The organism is Flavobacterium sp. (genome assembly GCF_044373165.1).
Taxonomy (GTDB): Bacteria; Bacteroidota; Bacteroidia; order Flavobacteriales; family Flavobacteriaceae; genus Flavobacterium.
On record NZ_JBILQL010000026.1, the window covers coordinates 1 to 15,711 of the forward strand.

General features: G+C 38.2%; 11 protein-coding genes. 10 read left to right on the forward strand and 1 reads right to left on the reverse strand.

The annotated features are described in order from the left end of the window. The 4 genes from ACIQ32_RS05400 to pafA form a co-directional block, all read left to right on the forward strand. On the forward strand, positions 1–1,409 hold a 1,409-nt coding region (locus ACIQ32_RS05400; RefSeq protein ID WP_396194669.1), incomplete at its 5' end, for a gliding motility-associated C-terminal domain-containing protein. A gap of 5 nt (positions 1,410–1,414) precedes the next feature. Next, positions 1,415–2,383: a type IX secretion system membrane protein PorP/SprF gene (locus tag ACIQ32_RS05405; RefSeq protein WP_396194671.1), complete on the forward strand. Its 969-nt coding sequence runs from the start codon at positions 1,415–1,417 to the stop codon at positions 2,381–2,383. 10 nt (positions 2,384–2,393) lie between these two features. Further along, positions 2,394–4,277 carry an OmpA family protein gene (locus ACIQ32_RS05410; RefSeq protein WP_396194672.1) on the forward strand — a complete coding sequence of 628 codons (1,884 nt, stop codon included), beginning with the start codon at positions 2,394–2,396 and terminating at the stop codon, positions 4,275–4,277. A gap of 163 nt (positions 4,278–4,440) precedes the next feature. Continuing rightward, positions 4,441–6,051 (forward strand): alkaline phosphatase PafA, encoded by a 1,611-nt coding sequence (gene pafA, locus ACIQ32_RS05415; RefSeq protein WP_396194673.1) that lies wholly within the window; start codon positions 4,441–4,443, stop codon positions 6,049–6,051. 34 nt (positions 6,052–6,085) lie between these two features. Here pafA and lysA read toward each other — a convergent pair whose 3' ends face one another. Continuing rightward, positions 6,086–7,291 carry a diaminopimelate decarboxylase gene (lysA, locus tag ACIQ32_RS05420; protein ID WP_396194690.1) on the reverse strand — a complete coding sequence of 402 codons (1,206 nt, stop codon included), beginning with the start codon at positions 7,289–7,291 and terminating at the stop codon, positions 6,086–6,088. Positions 7,292–7,581: 290 nt separating this feature from the next. On the opposite strand from lysA, the gene sucC reads away from it, so the two are divergent. The 6 genes from sucC to ACIQ32_RS05450 all read left to right on the forward strand — a co-directional run bounded on the left by sucC (position 7,582) and on the right by ACIQ32_RS05450 (position 15,564). Then, the gene (gene sucC, locus ACIQ32_RS05425) at positions 7,582–8,775 is read left to right on the forward strand and encodes an ADP-forming succinate--CoA ligase subunit beta (RefSeq protein ID WP_396194674.1); all 1,194 of its coding nucleotides are present in this window, start codon (positions 7,582–7,584) and stop codon (positions 8,773–8,775) included. A gap of 149 nt (positions 8,776–8,924) precedes the next feature. Further along, entirely contained in the window at positions 8,925–10,886 is a 1,962-nt protein-coding gene (locus ACIQ32_RS05430) for a tetratricopeptide repeat protein (RefSeq protein WP_396194675.1), read from the forward strand. Then, positions 10,883–11,641 (forward strand): LytR/AlgR family response regulator transcription factor, encoded by a 759-nt coding sequence (locus tag ACIQ32_RS05435; RefSeq protein ID WP_396194676.1) that lies wholly within the window; start codon positions 10,883–10,885, stop codon positions 11,639–11,641. The genes ACIQ32_RS05430 and ACIQ32_RS05435 overlap by 4 nt, the downstream gene beginning before the upstream one ends. Before the next feature lie 108 nt (positions 11,642–11,749). Then, on the forward strand, positions 11,750–11,959 hold the full coding sequence (locus tag ACIQ32_RS05440) for a hypothetical protein (protein WP_396194677.1): 210 nt from the start codon (positions 11,750–11,752) through the stop codon (positions 11,957–11,959). Positions 11,960–11,964: 5 nt separating this feature from the next. After that, positions 11,965–14,094, forward strand: coding sequence for a T9SS type A sorting domain-containing protein (locus tag ACIQ32_RS05445; protein WP_396194678.1), 2,130 nt, complete (start codon positions 11,965–11,967; stop codon positions 14,092–14,094). A gap of 186 nt (positions 14,095–14,280) precedes the next feature. Continuing rightward, positions 14,281–15,564 (forward strand): citrate synthase, encoded by a 1,284-nt coding sequence (locus tag ACIQ32_RS05450; RefSeq protein ID WP_396194679.1) that lies wholly within the window; start codon positions 14,281–14,283, stop codon positions 15,562–15,564. Positions 15,565–15,711: the final 147 nt, after the last annotated feature.

Here is a 15,711-nt window from a genome sequence, read left to right on the forward strand (position 1 = left end):
GTTTGAACGGAATGGTTAATGGAAACTACACTTTAAGTTATGATTTATCCGGAGCCAATACAGCAACCACTCAAACAGTTACGGTAACTATTGCCAATGGTATTGGGAATTTCAATATCCCGGCTTCACTATTGCCTAATATTGGAACTACTGTAGTTTCTTTTAGTACTATTGTAAATACGGTGACCAATTGTTCAAATACTTTAATAGGGGTTACCGCTCAAATTATTGTTAGACCTTTAGCTGATCTTGATAGTGCTAATTTGAGTTCAAGTCCGGTTTGTTTCGGCAGTGTTATTACTGTGGCTATTTCAAATGCCATTAATTTACCTGATGGTGTTTATCAATTCAATTATTCCATACCTGGTGCCAATCCTACTACCAACAATTCCGGAAATGTTACTATTACCGGTGGCTTAGGTCAGTTTAGTGTTCCTGCTAATATTTTTACAGCTTCAGGAAATTATACTTTGACAATTTTTGGTATAATAGCAACTACGGGTTGTACTAATACTACAGAAAGTGCTTCAGTATCTTTGGTTATTAATCCGTTGCCAAGTTTGCAAAATGCTACTGTTTCAGTACAAGATACTTGTGCCAACTTTGCCAGTTTGGTCACGATATTAGGAGCTAATAATTTAGCCGATGGCGATTATTCTTTAACTTACCAATTGTCAGGGGCTAATTCCGCCAGTACAACGGTAACTGTTACTATTGCCGGAGGAACGGGAACTTTCAGTATTCCGGCTTCAGAGTTATTAAATAATGGCACTACAACGTTAACATTCACCCAACTTGTATCTGTAAATACGACTTGTGGGACAACCGGAAATATTTTCCCACCGGTTGATTTTAATGTGACTCAATTGGGCACGCCGCAAATCATTCAAGACGGGAATCTTTTCTGTGAAGATGATAATCCGACTATTGAAAGCCTATCAGGAAATTTAGTTGGCTTCCCAACAGTAATTTGGTATAATGCACCAAGTGGCGGAACCGCATATAACAGTACCGATTTACTAATACACGGAACAACTTATTATGCAGCGTTAACTACAGCCAGTGGTTGTGAGGGTTCGGTGAGATTAGAAGTAACAGTTGATTTGACCGTGTGTGATGATATATTGATTCCTGATGGCTATTCTCCTAATAACGATGGTATCAATGATACTTTTGAAATTGAGAACTTGCCGATTCTTTACCCTAACTTCAAATTAGAAGTCTACAACCGATACGGCAATCTTATTTACACAGGAAACAGAAATACGCCTAACTGGGATGGAACCACCACAGTGAGCGGACTGAACTTAGGCAACAATATATTGCCAAACGGTGTTTATTTCTATATTCTTTATTTCAACGATGGTGTCAGAAAACCGGTTCAAGGAAGAGTTTATCTAAACAGATAATGAAGATGAGTACAACAAAAAAACATATGATTCGATACTGCTTTGTAACCTTGCTTTTAGCAATGTGCTCTTCCAAATTAGCAGCCCAACAAGATCCGCAATTCACGCATTATATGTACAATATGAGCGTGATCAATCCGGCTTATGCCACGGAAGATAAAGACATTATTAAAATGGGCGGTATTTATCGCGCACAATGGGTCGGAATTGAAGGAGCACCAACTACTCAGTCCTTCTTTGTGCATAAACCTATCTCTAAAAAAATCGAGTTAGGATTGTCAGTAGTGCATGACGAAATTGGTGATGTGGTGAACGAGAGTAATATTTTTGCTGACTTTGCCTATGTTTTGTCTCTGTCCGAAACGACTCGATTGTCTTTTGGAGTCAAAGCAGGAGTAACGCTTTTCAGTACCAATTTCAACGGATTCCAATATACTGATCCGCTACCGGATCCGGCTTTTCAAAATAATTTGAGTCAGACATTCCCTAATATCGGAGCGGGAACGTATTTGTTTGGTGACAACTATTATTTAGGGTTTTCAACACCAAATTTACTAACCACCAAACATATCGAAAATACCAACGGTATTACGACCAGTGGAGTAGAAGCTATACATTTTTTTTTAACCGGTGGTTATGTCTTCACCTTCAATGGCAATGACAATTTAAAAGTCAAGCCCGCTTTTATGGCCAAAGGGGTTGCCGGTGCGCCACTTTCTGTCGACTTAACAACTAATGTTTTAATCAATAATAAATTTGAAGCCGGAATTGGATATCGTTTAGATGATTCTGTCAGTGGATTGGCTAGTTTTTATGTAACACCTACGCTCAGAATAGGCTATTCTTATGATTACACATTGACGAACCTAAGAAATTTCAATACGGGTTCGCATGAGATTTTTGTTTTATTCGACTTAGATTTAGGTCGAATGTCATCAGGAAAAGGGTATGATAAATCCCCAAGATTCTTCTAAAACGGATACGATGAAAAAAGTTATTTACATATTATTTATTTTTTGCAGTATCACCACTCTTTTTGCCCAAAAAAAAGTCAGTGTTAAACAAGCCCATTCTTTGTTTAATCGGAAAGCCTATATCAAAGCCGCTGAGGCTTATGAACAGTTACCGCAATCTCGAGAGGTATTGCAAAATTTAGGGGATTGCTATTATTATAATTTCCAAATGGACAATGCAGTTCGGGCTTACGGACAGCTGTTTTTTACCTTCAAAGACAGTGTAAAAAAGGACGTTTATTTCAGATATGCCAATGCACTCAAAGGCACTAAAGATTTTGATAAAGGCGATGTCATCATGTCGGAGTATATCGGCTTTGAACAAAATACGCCCAAGTTTATGAAAAACGCCACCCGAAATTCTCCGGATAGTTATAAGCTCGAAATGATGTCGAAAAACAAAACTAACGGTGATTTCGGAATTGCATTTTACGGCGATAAAGTAACATTTGCTTCTCTCCGAAATGCTGAAGATGATAAATCCTATAATTGGAACGGAAGACCATATTTGGATTTATTCATGGCATCTTTAAATGATAAAGGACAATTGGTAAAGGTTGAACCGTTTTCGGAAATTATCAACACCAAAAAACATGAAAGTAATGCAACGTTTAGCGCCGACGGTAAAATCATGTATTTCAATCGTACCGGAGACAAACAAGTGGAAATCAATAATGAAAGAGTTGCTACTGTAAAAATTTATAAAGCCGAATTTGTCGACGGCAAATGGACCAACGTTAAAATGTGTGCTTTCTCCAGCGATGAATATTCGGTGGAACACCCTTTTTTAACCAAAGACGGCAAGAAGTTGTTCTTTGCCAGTGATATGAAAGGCTCTATTGGTTCGATGGATATTTTTGTAGTTGATATTCTTCAAGACGGTACTTTCAGCCAACCTCGCAATTTAGGCGAAACCATCAATACCATTCATCGCGAACAGTTTCCTTTTGTAACTGAAGACGGAACGTTATACTTTGCTTCCGACGGTCATCAAGGCAATGGAAATCTCGATATTTTTAAAAGTTTTAAATTGTCGGAAACCGAATTTGATAAACCGCTCAATCTTGGTTCTACCATCAACAGTGAGATGGACGATTTTAATTATATTTTGGATGAAGTTAACGATAAAGGTTATTTCGCTTCTAACCGAACCGGAGATGATAATTTATACACTTTTATCCGCGAAGAAAACAAACTGCAATACTTGGTTGAAGGTGAAGTACGCGACTTGAAATCTTTAGAACTATTACCAGGTGCAACAGTCAAATTGTACAATGATAAAGGTGAATTGTTGGAAGAAGTGGTTGTGGGTAAAGATGGCGATTTTACATTCAATACCGAGCCTAACAAGAAATACAAAATCATGGCTTTCAAGGATTTCTATATTCCGGCCGAAGCCGAGTTTGATACTAGTCAGAAAGGTAAAGTATACCTCGATCTACAAATGAAAGTCGAATCATATTACGACGCCGAAGACATCATCAACAAAAAAGAAGATGGTACGGTATTAATCGAACTCGAAAACATTTACTTCGATTTAGACAAATGGAATATCAAGCCACAAGCCGCACAAGTATTGGACGTGTTGGTTGGTTTGTTGAAAAAATACCCGTACATGGAAATTCAAATTGGTTCGCATACCGATTCCAGAGCTTCCGAAATGTATAACCTTAGATTGTCTAATCGTAGAGCTGCCTCTGCTTTAGAGTATTTGGTGCAAAACGGAATTGACAGACGTCGCTTAAGATCGGTGGGTTACGGCGAAAGCAAACCACTTATCATCTGTCCTAAAAATGATTGTACCGAGGCGGAACATGCCACCAATCGTAGGTGTACGTTTATGATCTTAAAATAAAGTTAGTTGTTTTAATGTTGTTTTTAAAATTGGGATTTTTGTGTCAAATGCATGCTTTAACGAGTGTGCATTTGTTTTTATACCAAATCTAACTTTACATTAACACAAATAAACCGAAGGTTTGCCTAGTTATTGCTATTTTTGTGATTCAATGTAAAATGCCATGAAAAAAATAGTTACCCTGTTCTTCTCGCTGTTCGTAGTTAGTTTAGCGGCACAACAAAAACCGAAATTGGTGGTTGGGATTGTCATCGATCAAATGAAAACAGAATACCTGTATCGTTTTCAAAATGACTTTTCCGAGAACGGATTCAAGCGATTGATGAAAGATGGTTTTACTTTCTATAATATGCATTACAACTATATGCCTACTTATACCGCTCCGGGTCATGCTTCTATTTACACCGGAGCCACTCCGTCTTTACACGGTATCGTTAGCAACGAATGGTTCCATCGCACTTTAAAAAAAGAAGTCTATTGTACCGATGACGACAGTGTGACAACTTTAGTTCCCGGTACCGAAAAAGAAGGTAAAATGTCGCCTAAAAATCTCCAAGCTTCTACCATAACCGACGAATTAAAATTGGCAACCAACTTCAAAGGAAAAGTAATCGGTATGAGTATCAAAGACCGAGGCGCTATTCTACCGGCCGGACATTTCGCCGATTGGGCTTTTTGGTATACCAAAACGGGCGATTTTATTTCGAGTTCTTTCTACGGAAAAACTTTGCCGAAATGGGTAACCGAATTCAATCAAGAAAAACAATATTTACCCTATTTCAATAGCGGTTGGAACTTGCTCAGACCAATCGAAACTTACAATGAAAGTTTAGCCGATAACAATAACTACGAAGGCAAACTCTACAAAAAGCTACCCGTTTTCCCATACAACTTAAAAGAAATGTACGAAAGCAACGATGCCGGTGTATTAAGAGTAACGCCTTTCGGAAACGATGTGCTGGCCAATTTGGCTAAAAGAGCTATCGAAAAAGAAGCCTTGGGGAAAGATGAAATTACCGATTTTTTAGCCGTTAGTTTTTCTTCAACCGATTATATCGGACATACTTTCGGACCGCGTTCTATTGAAATTCAGGATACCTATTTAAGATTGGATTTAACCATAGCCGATTTTCTAACTTATTTGGATAAAACTGTCGGGAAAGGAAATTATTTGGTTTTTGTAACCGCCGATCATGCCTGTGCCGAAAATTCTACCCATTTAAAAGAAAACAAGTATCCGGTAGATAATATCAGTTATAAAGACGTTACCAAAGATTTAATTGCGTTTTCGGAGCAAACTTTCGGAGTCAATTTATTGTTGAAATACGATAGCTATAATGTGCATTTCGATAAAGACATCATTAAAAACAAAGGTTTTGATTTGACCAAAGTCAAGCAAAGTTTCAAAGATTTTTTATACACCAAAAACTATGTAAAACGAGTTTACACCGAAGAAGAAATTTTAACTTCCGGAGCTAATGACATGTTGCTGGGCTTTGTCTTCAAAGGATACGATCCTACACAAAACGGGGATTTGTATTTTGTTTACAAACCGGGTTTTGTAGAGTATTCGGCTACCGGTGCCACACACGGTTCACCGTATACTTATGATACCAATGTACCATTAATTTTTTACGGTTGGAATATCAACAGCGGGGAATCGTACCACAAAAAAGTGATTACCCAAATTGCACCGACCTTAGCCAAAAAGCTCAAAATAACTTTACCTAACGCTACAGATAGTGAAGTGTTAGAAGAAGTTCTTGGTAAATAAAATAAAACCCGAGTTAAATACTCGGGTTTTTGTTTTATACTTCCACCATAATTTGGTTTTGCAATAAATCTTCAAAAGTTTCTCTTTGACGAATCAAATGACCTTTGCCGTCTTTCCATAAAACTTCCGCAGGTTTGAAACGAGAGTTGTAATTGGACGCCATCGAAAAGCAATAAGCTCCTGCATTTTTAAAACACAAAGTATCGCCTTCGTGAATTTCAGTAATTCGGCGGTTGCTGGCAAAAGTATCGGTTTCACAAATGTATCCAACGACAGTATAGAATCGCTCTTTGCCTTTTGGGTTAGAGATGTTTTCAATGGAATGCTGCGAACCGTAAAACATCGGACGAATCAAATGGTTAAAACCGCTGTCAATTCCGGCAAAAACGGTAGAGGTTGTTTGCTTGATGACATTTACGGTAGCCAAAAAATAACCGGCTTCACTCACCAAAAACTTCCCGGGTTCAAAAGCTAAAGTCAGTTCGCGACCGTATTCTTTTTCAAAAGCCATAAAGCGTTTGGTTAATTTTTTTCCCAATTCTTCTATATTGGTTTCAATATCTCCTTTTTTGTATGGCACTTTAAATCCGGAACCAAAATCCAAGAAGTCTAAGTCTTTGAATTGTTTAGCGGCATCAAACAAAATTTCGGCAGCATACAAAAACACTTCAATGTCTAAAATATCTGAACCGGTATGCATGTGAATACCGTTGATGTGCATTTTAGTATTTTCTACTATGCGTAAAATGTGCGGAATTTGGTAAATGGAAATCCCGAATTTACTGTCTATATGCCCAACCGAAATATTCTCATTCCCGCCGGCCATGACATGCGGATTAATACGAATACAAACCGGAACTTTTGGGTATTTAGTACCAAAGTGTTCTAATACCGACAAATTATCAATATTGATTTGAACGCTTAATTGCGCTACCGCTTCAATCTCTTCAAAGGAAACACCATTAGGTGTAAAAATGATTTTGTCCGGAGTAAAACCGGCATGTAAACCCAGTTGCACTTCTTGTAACGAAACAGTGTCTAAGCCGGAACCCAAGTTTTTCAATAACTTTAATACAGAAATATTAGACAAGGCCTTCATAGCGTAATTGATGCGAAGCTTCTCCACCTTAGAGAATGCATTCGCTAAACGTTTGTACTGAAATTCTATTTTTTCAGCATCATACACATACAAGGGATTCCCGAATTCTTGGGAAAGTGCTAATAAATCTTTCGTTTGCATCATAAGAATTTTAAATTTTATGCAAAGCTAAGTCGCGAATGGCGCAATTCCAAAGAAAAAAATAACAGAATTCGGCTATTTTGAAAGGGCAACGTTTTGCGTTTGGTATTGGCGCTCAGACTTTAATTAAAAAGTAAGTTGCATACTCGTTTTTGCGGCAATTTTTAAAGAGGTAGATTAAATATACTAAATTGGTATACATTTCTTTTTCGTTTGCGACTAATTAATTACTTTTGTCACACAATTGCTGAATTCAATTTCAGCATGGCAACACAAATAAAATCTTCAATATGAACATTCACGAATATCAAGGAAAAGAAATTTTAGCCAGTTACGGGGTAAGAGTGCAACGCGGCATTGTAGCTAACAGTCCGGTTGAAGCAGTAGCAGCTGCTAAACAATTAACCGCAGAAACCGGTACAGGATGGCACGTAATCAAAGCCCAAATCCATGCCGGAGGTAGAGGAAAAGGCGGCGGAGTTAAATTGGCCAAAAACTTGCAACAAGTGGAGGAATTGTCAGAGCAAATCATCGGAATGATGCTCAAAACACCTCAAACACCACCGGAAGGGAAAAAAGTACACAAAGTATTAATTGCTGAAGATGTTTACTATCCCGGAGAAAGTGAAACACAAGAGTTTTATATGTCGGTTTTATTAAACAGAGCCAAAGGAAGAAACATGATTATGTATTCTACCGAAGGCGGAATGGATATTGAAGAAGTTGCCGAGCATACACCTCATTTAATTTTCACCGAAGAAATCGATCCGTCAGTAGGATTGCAAGGTTTCCAAGCCAGAAGAATTGCCTTCAATTTAGGGCTTTCCGGAAATGCTTTCAAAGAAATGGTGAAATTTGTGGAAGCGTTATACAATGCTTACATCGGGTCTGATGCTTCAATGTTTGAAATCAACCCGGTTTTAAAAACCTCTGATAACAAAATCATGGCGGTGGATGCCAAAGTGAATATCGATGATAACGCTTTATACAGACAAGCCAAATATGCGGACATGCGCGACATTCGTGAGGAAAATCCAATCGAAGTAGAAGCCAAAGAAGTGGGGTTGAACTACGTTGACCTTGACGGAACTGTAGGTTGTATGGTAAACGGTGCCGGATTGGCAATGGCTACCATGGACTTAATCAAATACGCTGGTTTCGAACCGGCCAACTTCTTAGATGTTGGAGGAACGGCTGATGCGAAACGTGTCGAAACCGCTTTCCGTATCATCTTGAAAGATCCAAACGTAAAAGCAATTTTAATCAACATCTTTGGAGGAATCGTTCGTTGTGATCGTGTGGCACAAGGTGTTGTGGATGCCTACAAAAATATGGGCGATGCAATCAAAGTGCCGATTATCGTGCGTTTGCAAGGAACCAATGCTGAAATTGCTAAAGAATTGATTGACAATTCAGGAATGCCGATTTTATCTGCGGTACAATTCCAAGAAGCAGCCGACCAAGTGAAAGCGGCTTTGTCATAAGCATTACCCAAAATAAAATACTGAATCCCGAGTTTCCACTCGGGATTTTTTTGTCAAATTCTCGACTAAAGACTGCAAATTCTCATTTACTGTTTTTCGCTCCAAATGGAAATTATACATTTGTTAGAAATAGCATTGACTTAATTATCATGAGAATACTTTACTCTTTTGCGGTGGCTTTGTGTTGTGTGACCGTTTTTTCGGCTACAGCCCAAAACACTAAAGCAGACAGTTTGATTGCTGTGCTGGGCAAAACCAAAAATGATATTGACAAAGCCCAATTGCTCAATGCTATAGCCGATCAATACAAAACTTCTGATCCTAAAGCGATGTTGGTCTATGCGCAAAAAGCCTATGATTTGGCCCATAAAACGGATTACCAGCTGGCCAAAGGGAATGCATTACTCAATTTAGGAAACGCCAATATCATTCTGGGTGATTATCAAAAAGCACTAAGTTTTTTTACCGATGCGCAGCACTTATTTGAAAATGCTTCGATAGACAATCATGCGGAAAAGCAAAAAGGCTTGGCCAAAGCTATGGGAAGTATCGGTATTGTTTTTTCAGAACAAAGCAATTATGCCAAAGCCTTGCAGTATTATCTGAAATCAGTCAAAATTTACGAACAGCTTAAAGAGGAAGAAAAATGTGCCAAACTCTACAACAATATCGGCATAGTCTATAAATCGCTGTCCTCCGATTTTAAAGCATTGGCTTATTTTGTCAAAGCCCAAAAAATCCAAGAAAAACTAAATGATCCGAATGTTGGTATAACATACACCAACATTGCTAATGGCTACTTGAAACAAAACAATCCGAAAAAAGCTCTGGAGTATTACAACAAAGCAAAATCGGTCTTAGATAAAAACCCAAATCCAAGAGCTTTGGGCGAGTGGCATAATAATTTTGGTTTGTACTTCAAAGCGGCAAAACAACCGGAAAAAGCCATCGAACATTGGAATGCCGCTATTCAAACTTTCGAAAGCATCGAGGATAAGTTTGGCGTAGGCGATACTTATTTATTGTTAGGGCAACTGTATTTTGAACAAAACAAAACCACACAAGCCATCACATTCGCGCAAAAAGCGTTGTCTTTAGCACAATCTATCAAAGTCTTGGAACAAGTAGTGATTGCCGAGAAGTTGTTGAGTGACATTTACACCCAACAAAACAATACTGCTTTGGCGTTATCCCATTTCAAAGCCTACAGTGTCGCCAAAGACAGTTTGACCAACGAAGAAAACATCCGCAGAACAGTAGAAGAAGAAATGGCCTTCGATTTTGAAAAGCGCGAAGCCATTCACCAAAAAGAAATTGAAAAACGCGATTTATTGTTGCAGGAAGAATCCAAACGGAATGTCATGCAATTGATTTTTGCCGCAGTTTTCGGGCTGTTGTTATTTGGGATTGCCTTTTTAATTTACAATAGAATTCAACTCAAAAAGAATTTAACCCTGCAAAAAGAATTGGCCGAGTACGAGCAAAAAGCCTTGCATTTGCAAATGAATCCGCATTTTGTATTCAATTGTTTGGGTTCGATATCGAGTTTTATTGTGCAAAACGGTACCGATTCGGCCATCAAATACTTGTCGAAATTCTCCAAACTAATGCGATTGACACTCGAGTATTCGAAAGAATCGCTCATTCCAATCGACAAAGAAATCGAAAGTTTACAAAACTATTTGGAACTTGAACAGTTGCGTTTCAATAACAAGTTTTCTTTTTCTATTTTCAAAAGCGAAACCATCGAAGACGATATGGCTATTCCGCCGTTATTGTTGCAACCCTTCGTGGAAAATGCTATTATTCACGGGGTAATTCCCAAAAAGGAAATGGGCAGTATAGCCGTTCGTTTTACCTTGGAAAAAGAAAGTTTGCTTTGTACGGTGGAAGATAACGGTGTCGGTTTCAACGAGTCAAAAGCGCAAAAGCAACATTCGGTAGTGGCGCACAAATCGATGGCTTTGGACATCACCAAAAAGCGTTTGGAAATGATAGAGTCCACCACCAAACAAAAAACAGAATTTACCATAGAAGAAATTAAAAACAATAACGGCGAAGCTTTGGGAACGAAAGTGACCTTGCATTTACCCATTCAATACATCAAATGATTACAGCTTTATTAATCGATGACGACAGCAATTTGCGAAACGGAATGAAAAGTCTGTTGGCTCGTTATGCGCCGGAAATTCACATTATAGGTGAAGCCGACAGTGTAGAAACCGGTGTGACTTTATTATTGCAAAATCCGCCGCAAGTGGTGTTTTTAGACATTCATTTGGGCGATGGTTCCGGTTTTGATTTGTTGGAGGAAGTCAACCAACGCGGGAAACTGAACTCTCAAATAGTTTTCATTACGGCGCACGAACAATATGCAATCAAAGCCTTTCGTTTCAGTGCTTTGGATTTCTTGCTCAAACCGGTTGATCCCGAAGAATTGCAAAAAGTAATCGAAAAGCTCAAAAATGTCATTGATAAAAACGACAATGTGGCGCACATCGATTTGTTGTTGGAAAACATCCGTAAGAAAGTCGATAATTTCAAGAGAATCGCGCTGTCCAATTCTGATGGCATCCATTTGTTTGAAGTGAGCGACATTATTCGATGCGAAAGCGAAGACAATTACACCAAGTTTTACATCAAAAACAGCAAACCGATTTTGATTTCCAAAACCTTAAAAGAGTACGAAGACTTGTTAACGGAACACGGTTTTGAAAGAATTCACCAAAGTCACCTGATCAATTTGGCGTATTTGAAATCATATATCAAAAAAGACGGTGGTTATGTGGTGATGGCAGACAACGCTCACTTGCCGATTTCACAGCGAAAAAAGGAGCGTTTGCAAGAATTGTTGAATATGTTATAGCAAATTCTAATTCAAATCGGGCAATTGCTCATTTAACAAAGAAGAACCGAAAAACAGACCGTACTTTTATAAAGTCAAAATAAATCAATCATAACGAATCTCTATAGTATGAAAAAATTATACTTTTTATTGTTCTTGATGTCCGGTTGGGCCAATGCTCAAATTGTAAATATTCCGGATGCAAATTTTAAAGGGCGATTATTAGCCGCTAATCCAACCAACGAGATTGCCAGAGACATTGCCGGAAATACTATGACCATTGATCAAAATGGCGATGTGAAATACAAGTATCGGAAGCATTATTGGTTTATTCCTTAAGTAATTTGATTAACAACAGTCAGTTTCCGATTTATGATATGACCGGCATTCAGAGTTTTCAAAATCTTACCCATTTAAGTTGTGGTTTTGGAATTATGACAACTTTAGATGTTTCCAATATGACCAATTTATCAATATTGTCCTGTTTCAATACTAGTTTGACTACTTTAAATGTTTCCGGCTGTACAGCTTTAACGCAAATAACTTGTGAAAACAGTCAGTTGACGGCTTTAAATTTAAACGGACTGTCAAGTTTAGAAAGAGTTTATGCCAATAATAACCAAATTCAAACCCTTAATTTGCAAGGCACTACTTCGCTTATTACCTTACAAATAGGCAATAATTTGCTTACGAGTTTAGATGTCACTCAGTGTACCAATTTGGTGTCGCTTTATGCTACTTTAAATCAACTGACTTCGGTGAATTTGAGCGGATTGACTTCATTGGATGATGTGTATCTCAATTACAACGAATTGACTTCTTTAGACGTTAGTACACTTACCGGTTTAAGGTATTTGCAATGTTCTTTCAACAATATAACGACTTTGGATATTTCTAATTGTCACAGTTTTATTTCTTTGGCGTGTACCGATAACGATTTGGTTTCTTTGTTCGCCAAATTTGGAAATCCGGGCATGATTATCAATAATGGTTTTCCTTTGAATAACAATCCTAACTTACAATATGTTTGTATAGACGAGTATCGCATAACCGGTTTTTTGCAATATTTCAATGACAATGGAATGCCAAATGTGGTAGTAAACTCCTACTGTTCTTTTACCCCAAGTGGCAATCACAATACCATTTCAGGAACCGTTACCGTAGACAACAACAATAATGGCTGCGATGTATCGGATGATATTAATCCATATATCCGAATGAACCTTACCAGTTTTAATGCCAATGGCGCTACGTTTACCAATGCTTTAGGACAATATACTTTCTATATGTTGTCCGGTAATTTCACCGTAAGCCCGAGTATCGAAAACCCGGCTTGGTTTACGGTTTCGCCCAACAGTGCCAATTTTAATTTTGTGAACTTTAATAACAATAACATTACGCAAAACTTTTGTATTGCGCCTAACGGAGTGCATCCTGATTTAGAAATTGTAGTAGCACCGGTGATTCCGGCACGTCCGGGTTTTGATGCGGTTTATAAAATTGTCTACCGCAACAAAGGAAACCAAACGCTGTCACAGGCATACGGAATCAACTTTTTCTACGATGATAATCTAATGGATTTAGTGTCGACCAGTGTGGCGCCAACTTTAGCAGTTACCGGAAGTCTTTCTTGGGATTACGCTAATTTAAGACCGTTTGAGAGTAGAGAAATTCTATTGACTTTCAGTATCAATGCACCTACCGATGCCAATCCGGTGAATATAGATGATATACTTACGTTTACCGGTTCGATTCTGCCACAGGCCGGTGACGAAAATACGGCTGATAATTTATTTGTTTTCCGCGACTTGGTTTCCGGTTCTTTTGATCCGAATGACATTACTTGTTTGGAAGGCAATGTAGTTTCTCCAGCGGAAATAGGGGATTATTTGCACTATTTGGTAAGGTTTGAAAATACCGGAACGGCAGCCGCTGAAAACATTGTAGTGCGCACCGAAATTAACCCGGCCGATTTCAACATCAACAGTTTGCAGTTGTTGAACAGCTCTAATCCGGTGTACACCAGAATCAATGGCAATGTAGTAGAATTTATTTTTGAAAATATAATGTTGCAATCCGGCGGTCATGGCAATGTATTGTTAAAATTACAGTCGTTGAATACCTTACAACAAGGTGACATTGTAAACAAAAGAGCCAAAATTTTCTTCGATTACAATTTCCCGATAACCACCAATGAAGCGGAAACCACGTTCCAAGCGTTGAACAACCCCGATTTTGAACAAGACCAGTCCATTTCGCTATATCCAAATCCGACCAAAGACAAAGTGTATATCAATGGCGAGAATAATTTACAATCGATACAATTGTACGATGTACAAGGCCGATTGTTGCAAACCCAATTGGTGGAAGGTAATGAAAGTGTTGTGGATATTTCAACACAAAGCAATGGCGTATATTTTATAAAAGTAACTTCAGACAAAGGAATTAAAGTTGGAAAAGTGGTTAAAGAATAAGTCTGAATTTAATTAATTGTGGTAGAGGCATGCAAGTTTTGTATGCCTTTTTTATTTGTATATCATTTTTGCAAAATTTATCAAATAATTAACGAAAACGTTGCCGTAATTCTTTTTTATTTCATTTCGAATTCCCTAATTTTGTTAAATTATTAATTTATTCAGACCTAATTCCCATATTATACCATGTCTAAAACTGCTATCTTAGAATTTGACGGCCAAAAGTATGAGTTTCCTGTAATTGTAGGAAGTGAAAATGAAGCCGCCATCGACATTGAAAAACTACGTGCGTTAACCGGTGCGATCACTTTAGATCCGGGTTATAAAAATTCAGGTTCTTGTCAGAGTGACATCACCTTTTTGGATGGAGAAGAAGGTATTCTTCGTTACCGCGGTTATGCCATTGAAGATTTAGCCGAAAAAGGAAACTTCTTGGAAGTATCGTATTTGGTGATTTTCGGTGAGTTGCCAACCCAAGCGCAATTGACGCAATTTGAAAACGACATCAGAAAATATACTTTGGTCAACGAAGAAATGAAAAACATCATCGATGGTTTTCCTAAAACAGCGCACCCGATGGGCGTTTTGTCTTCGCTTACCAGTGCTTTAACCGCTTTTAATCCAAAAGTAGTTAATGTTGAAAACGAAAAAGAAATGTATGAAGCGGTATGCAAAACCATGGGGAAATTCTTGGTGATTGCTACTTGGACGTACCGCAAAATGATGGGTTATCCGTTGAATTACTACGATAACACCAAAGGATACGTGGAAAACTTCATGCATTTGATGTTTGAATTGCCAACCGGACCATATAAAACCAATCCGGTAGTAATTGATGCTTTAGATAAATTGTTCATCCTTCATGCTGACCATGAGCAAAACTGTTCTACGTCAACCGTTAGAATTGTAGGCTCGTCTCATGCCGGTTTGTTCGCTTCCATCTCTGCCGGAGTCTCTGCCCTTTGGGGACCATTGCACGGAGGTGCCAACCAAGCCGTTTTAGAAATGTTGGAAGCCATCCAAAAAGATGGAGGTGATGCCGATAAATATCTAGCCAAAGCCAAAGACAAAGATGATCCGTTCCGCTTAATGGGATTCGGACACCGCGTATACAAAAACTTCGATCCGAGAGCTAAAATCATCAAAAAGGCAGCCGATGAGGTGTTGAACACGTTAGGAGTTGATGATCCGATTTTAGACATCGCCAAAAAATTAGAAGCGGCAGCTTTAGTTGACGATTACTTCGTATCTAGAAAATTATACCCTAACGTTGACTTCTATTCCGGGATCATTTACCGCGCTTTAGGAATACCAACCGAAATGTTTACCGTAATGTTCGCTATTGGTCGTTTACCGGGTTGGATAGCCCAATGGAAAGAAATGCGCATTAACAAAGAACCTATCGGAAGACCAAGACAGGTTTACACCGGTTATCCGTTGAGACCATTTGTTCCAATGGAGAAACGATAAATATTCATAAAATAAAAGCCTCGATTGTTCGGGGCTTTTTTTTTGGACTTCATCAGAGTTCTTCTGCTTTATGGGATACTGATTTTTTATTTTTTACATCATACAACGCAAAAAGAATATTTAGTGTTTCAATTAGCGCTTTTTCTT

Excerpts from the sequence above, each read along its gene's own strand:
- ACIQ32_RS05435 (WP_396194676.1), top strand. The coding sequence starts at position 10,883 with ATGATTACAGCTTTATTAATCGATGACGACAGCAATTTGCGAAACGGA.
- ACIQ32_RS05440 (WP_396194677.1), top strand. The coding sequence starts at position 11,750 with ATGAAAAAATTATACTTTTTATTGTTCTTGATGTCCGGTTGGGCCAAT.
- lysA (WP_396194690.1), bottom strand. The coding sequence starts at position 7,291 with ATGCAAACGAAAGATTTATTAGCACTTTCCCAAGAATTCGGGAATCCC.
- pafA (WP_396194673.1), top strand. The coding sequence starts at position 4,441 with ATGAAAAAAATAGTTACCCTGTTCTTCTCGCTGTTCGTAGTTAGTTTA.
- sucC (WP_396194674.1), top strand. The coding sequence starts at position 7,582 with ATGAACATTCACGAATATCAAGGAAAAGAAATTTTAGCCAGTTACGGG.
- ACIQ32_RS05405 (WP_396194671.1), top strand. The coding sequence starts at position 1,415 with ATGAGTACAACAAAAAAACATATGATTCGATACTGCTTTGTAACCTTG.
- ACIQ32_RS05430 (WP_396194675.1), top strand. The coding sequence starts at position 8,925 with ATGAGAATACTTTACTCTTTTGCGGTGGCTTTGTGTTGTGTGACCGTT.
- ACIQ32_RS05410 (WP_396194672.1), top strand. The coding sequence starts at position 2,394 with ATGAAAAAAGTTATTTACATATTATTTATTTTTTGCAGTATCACCACT.
- ACIQ32_RS05450 (WP_396194679.1), top strand. The coding sequence starts at position 14,281 with ATGTCTAAAACTGCTATCTTAGAATTTGACGGCCAAAAGTATGAGTTT.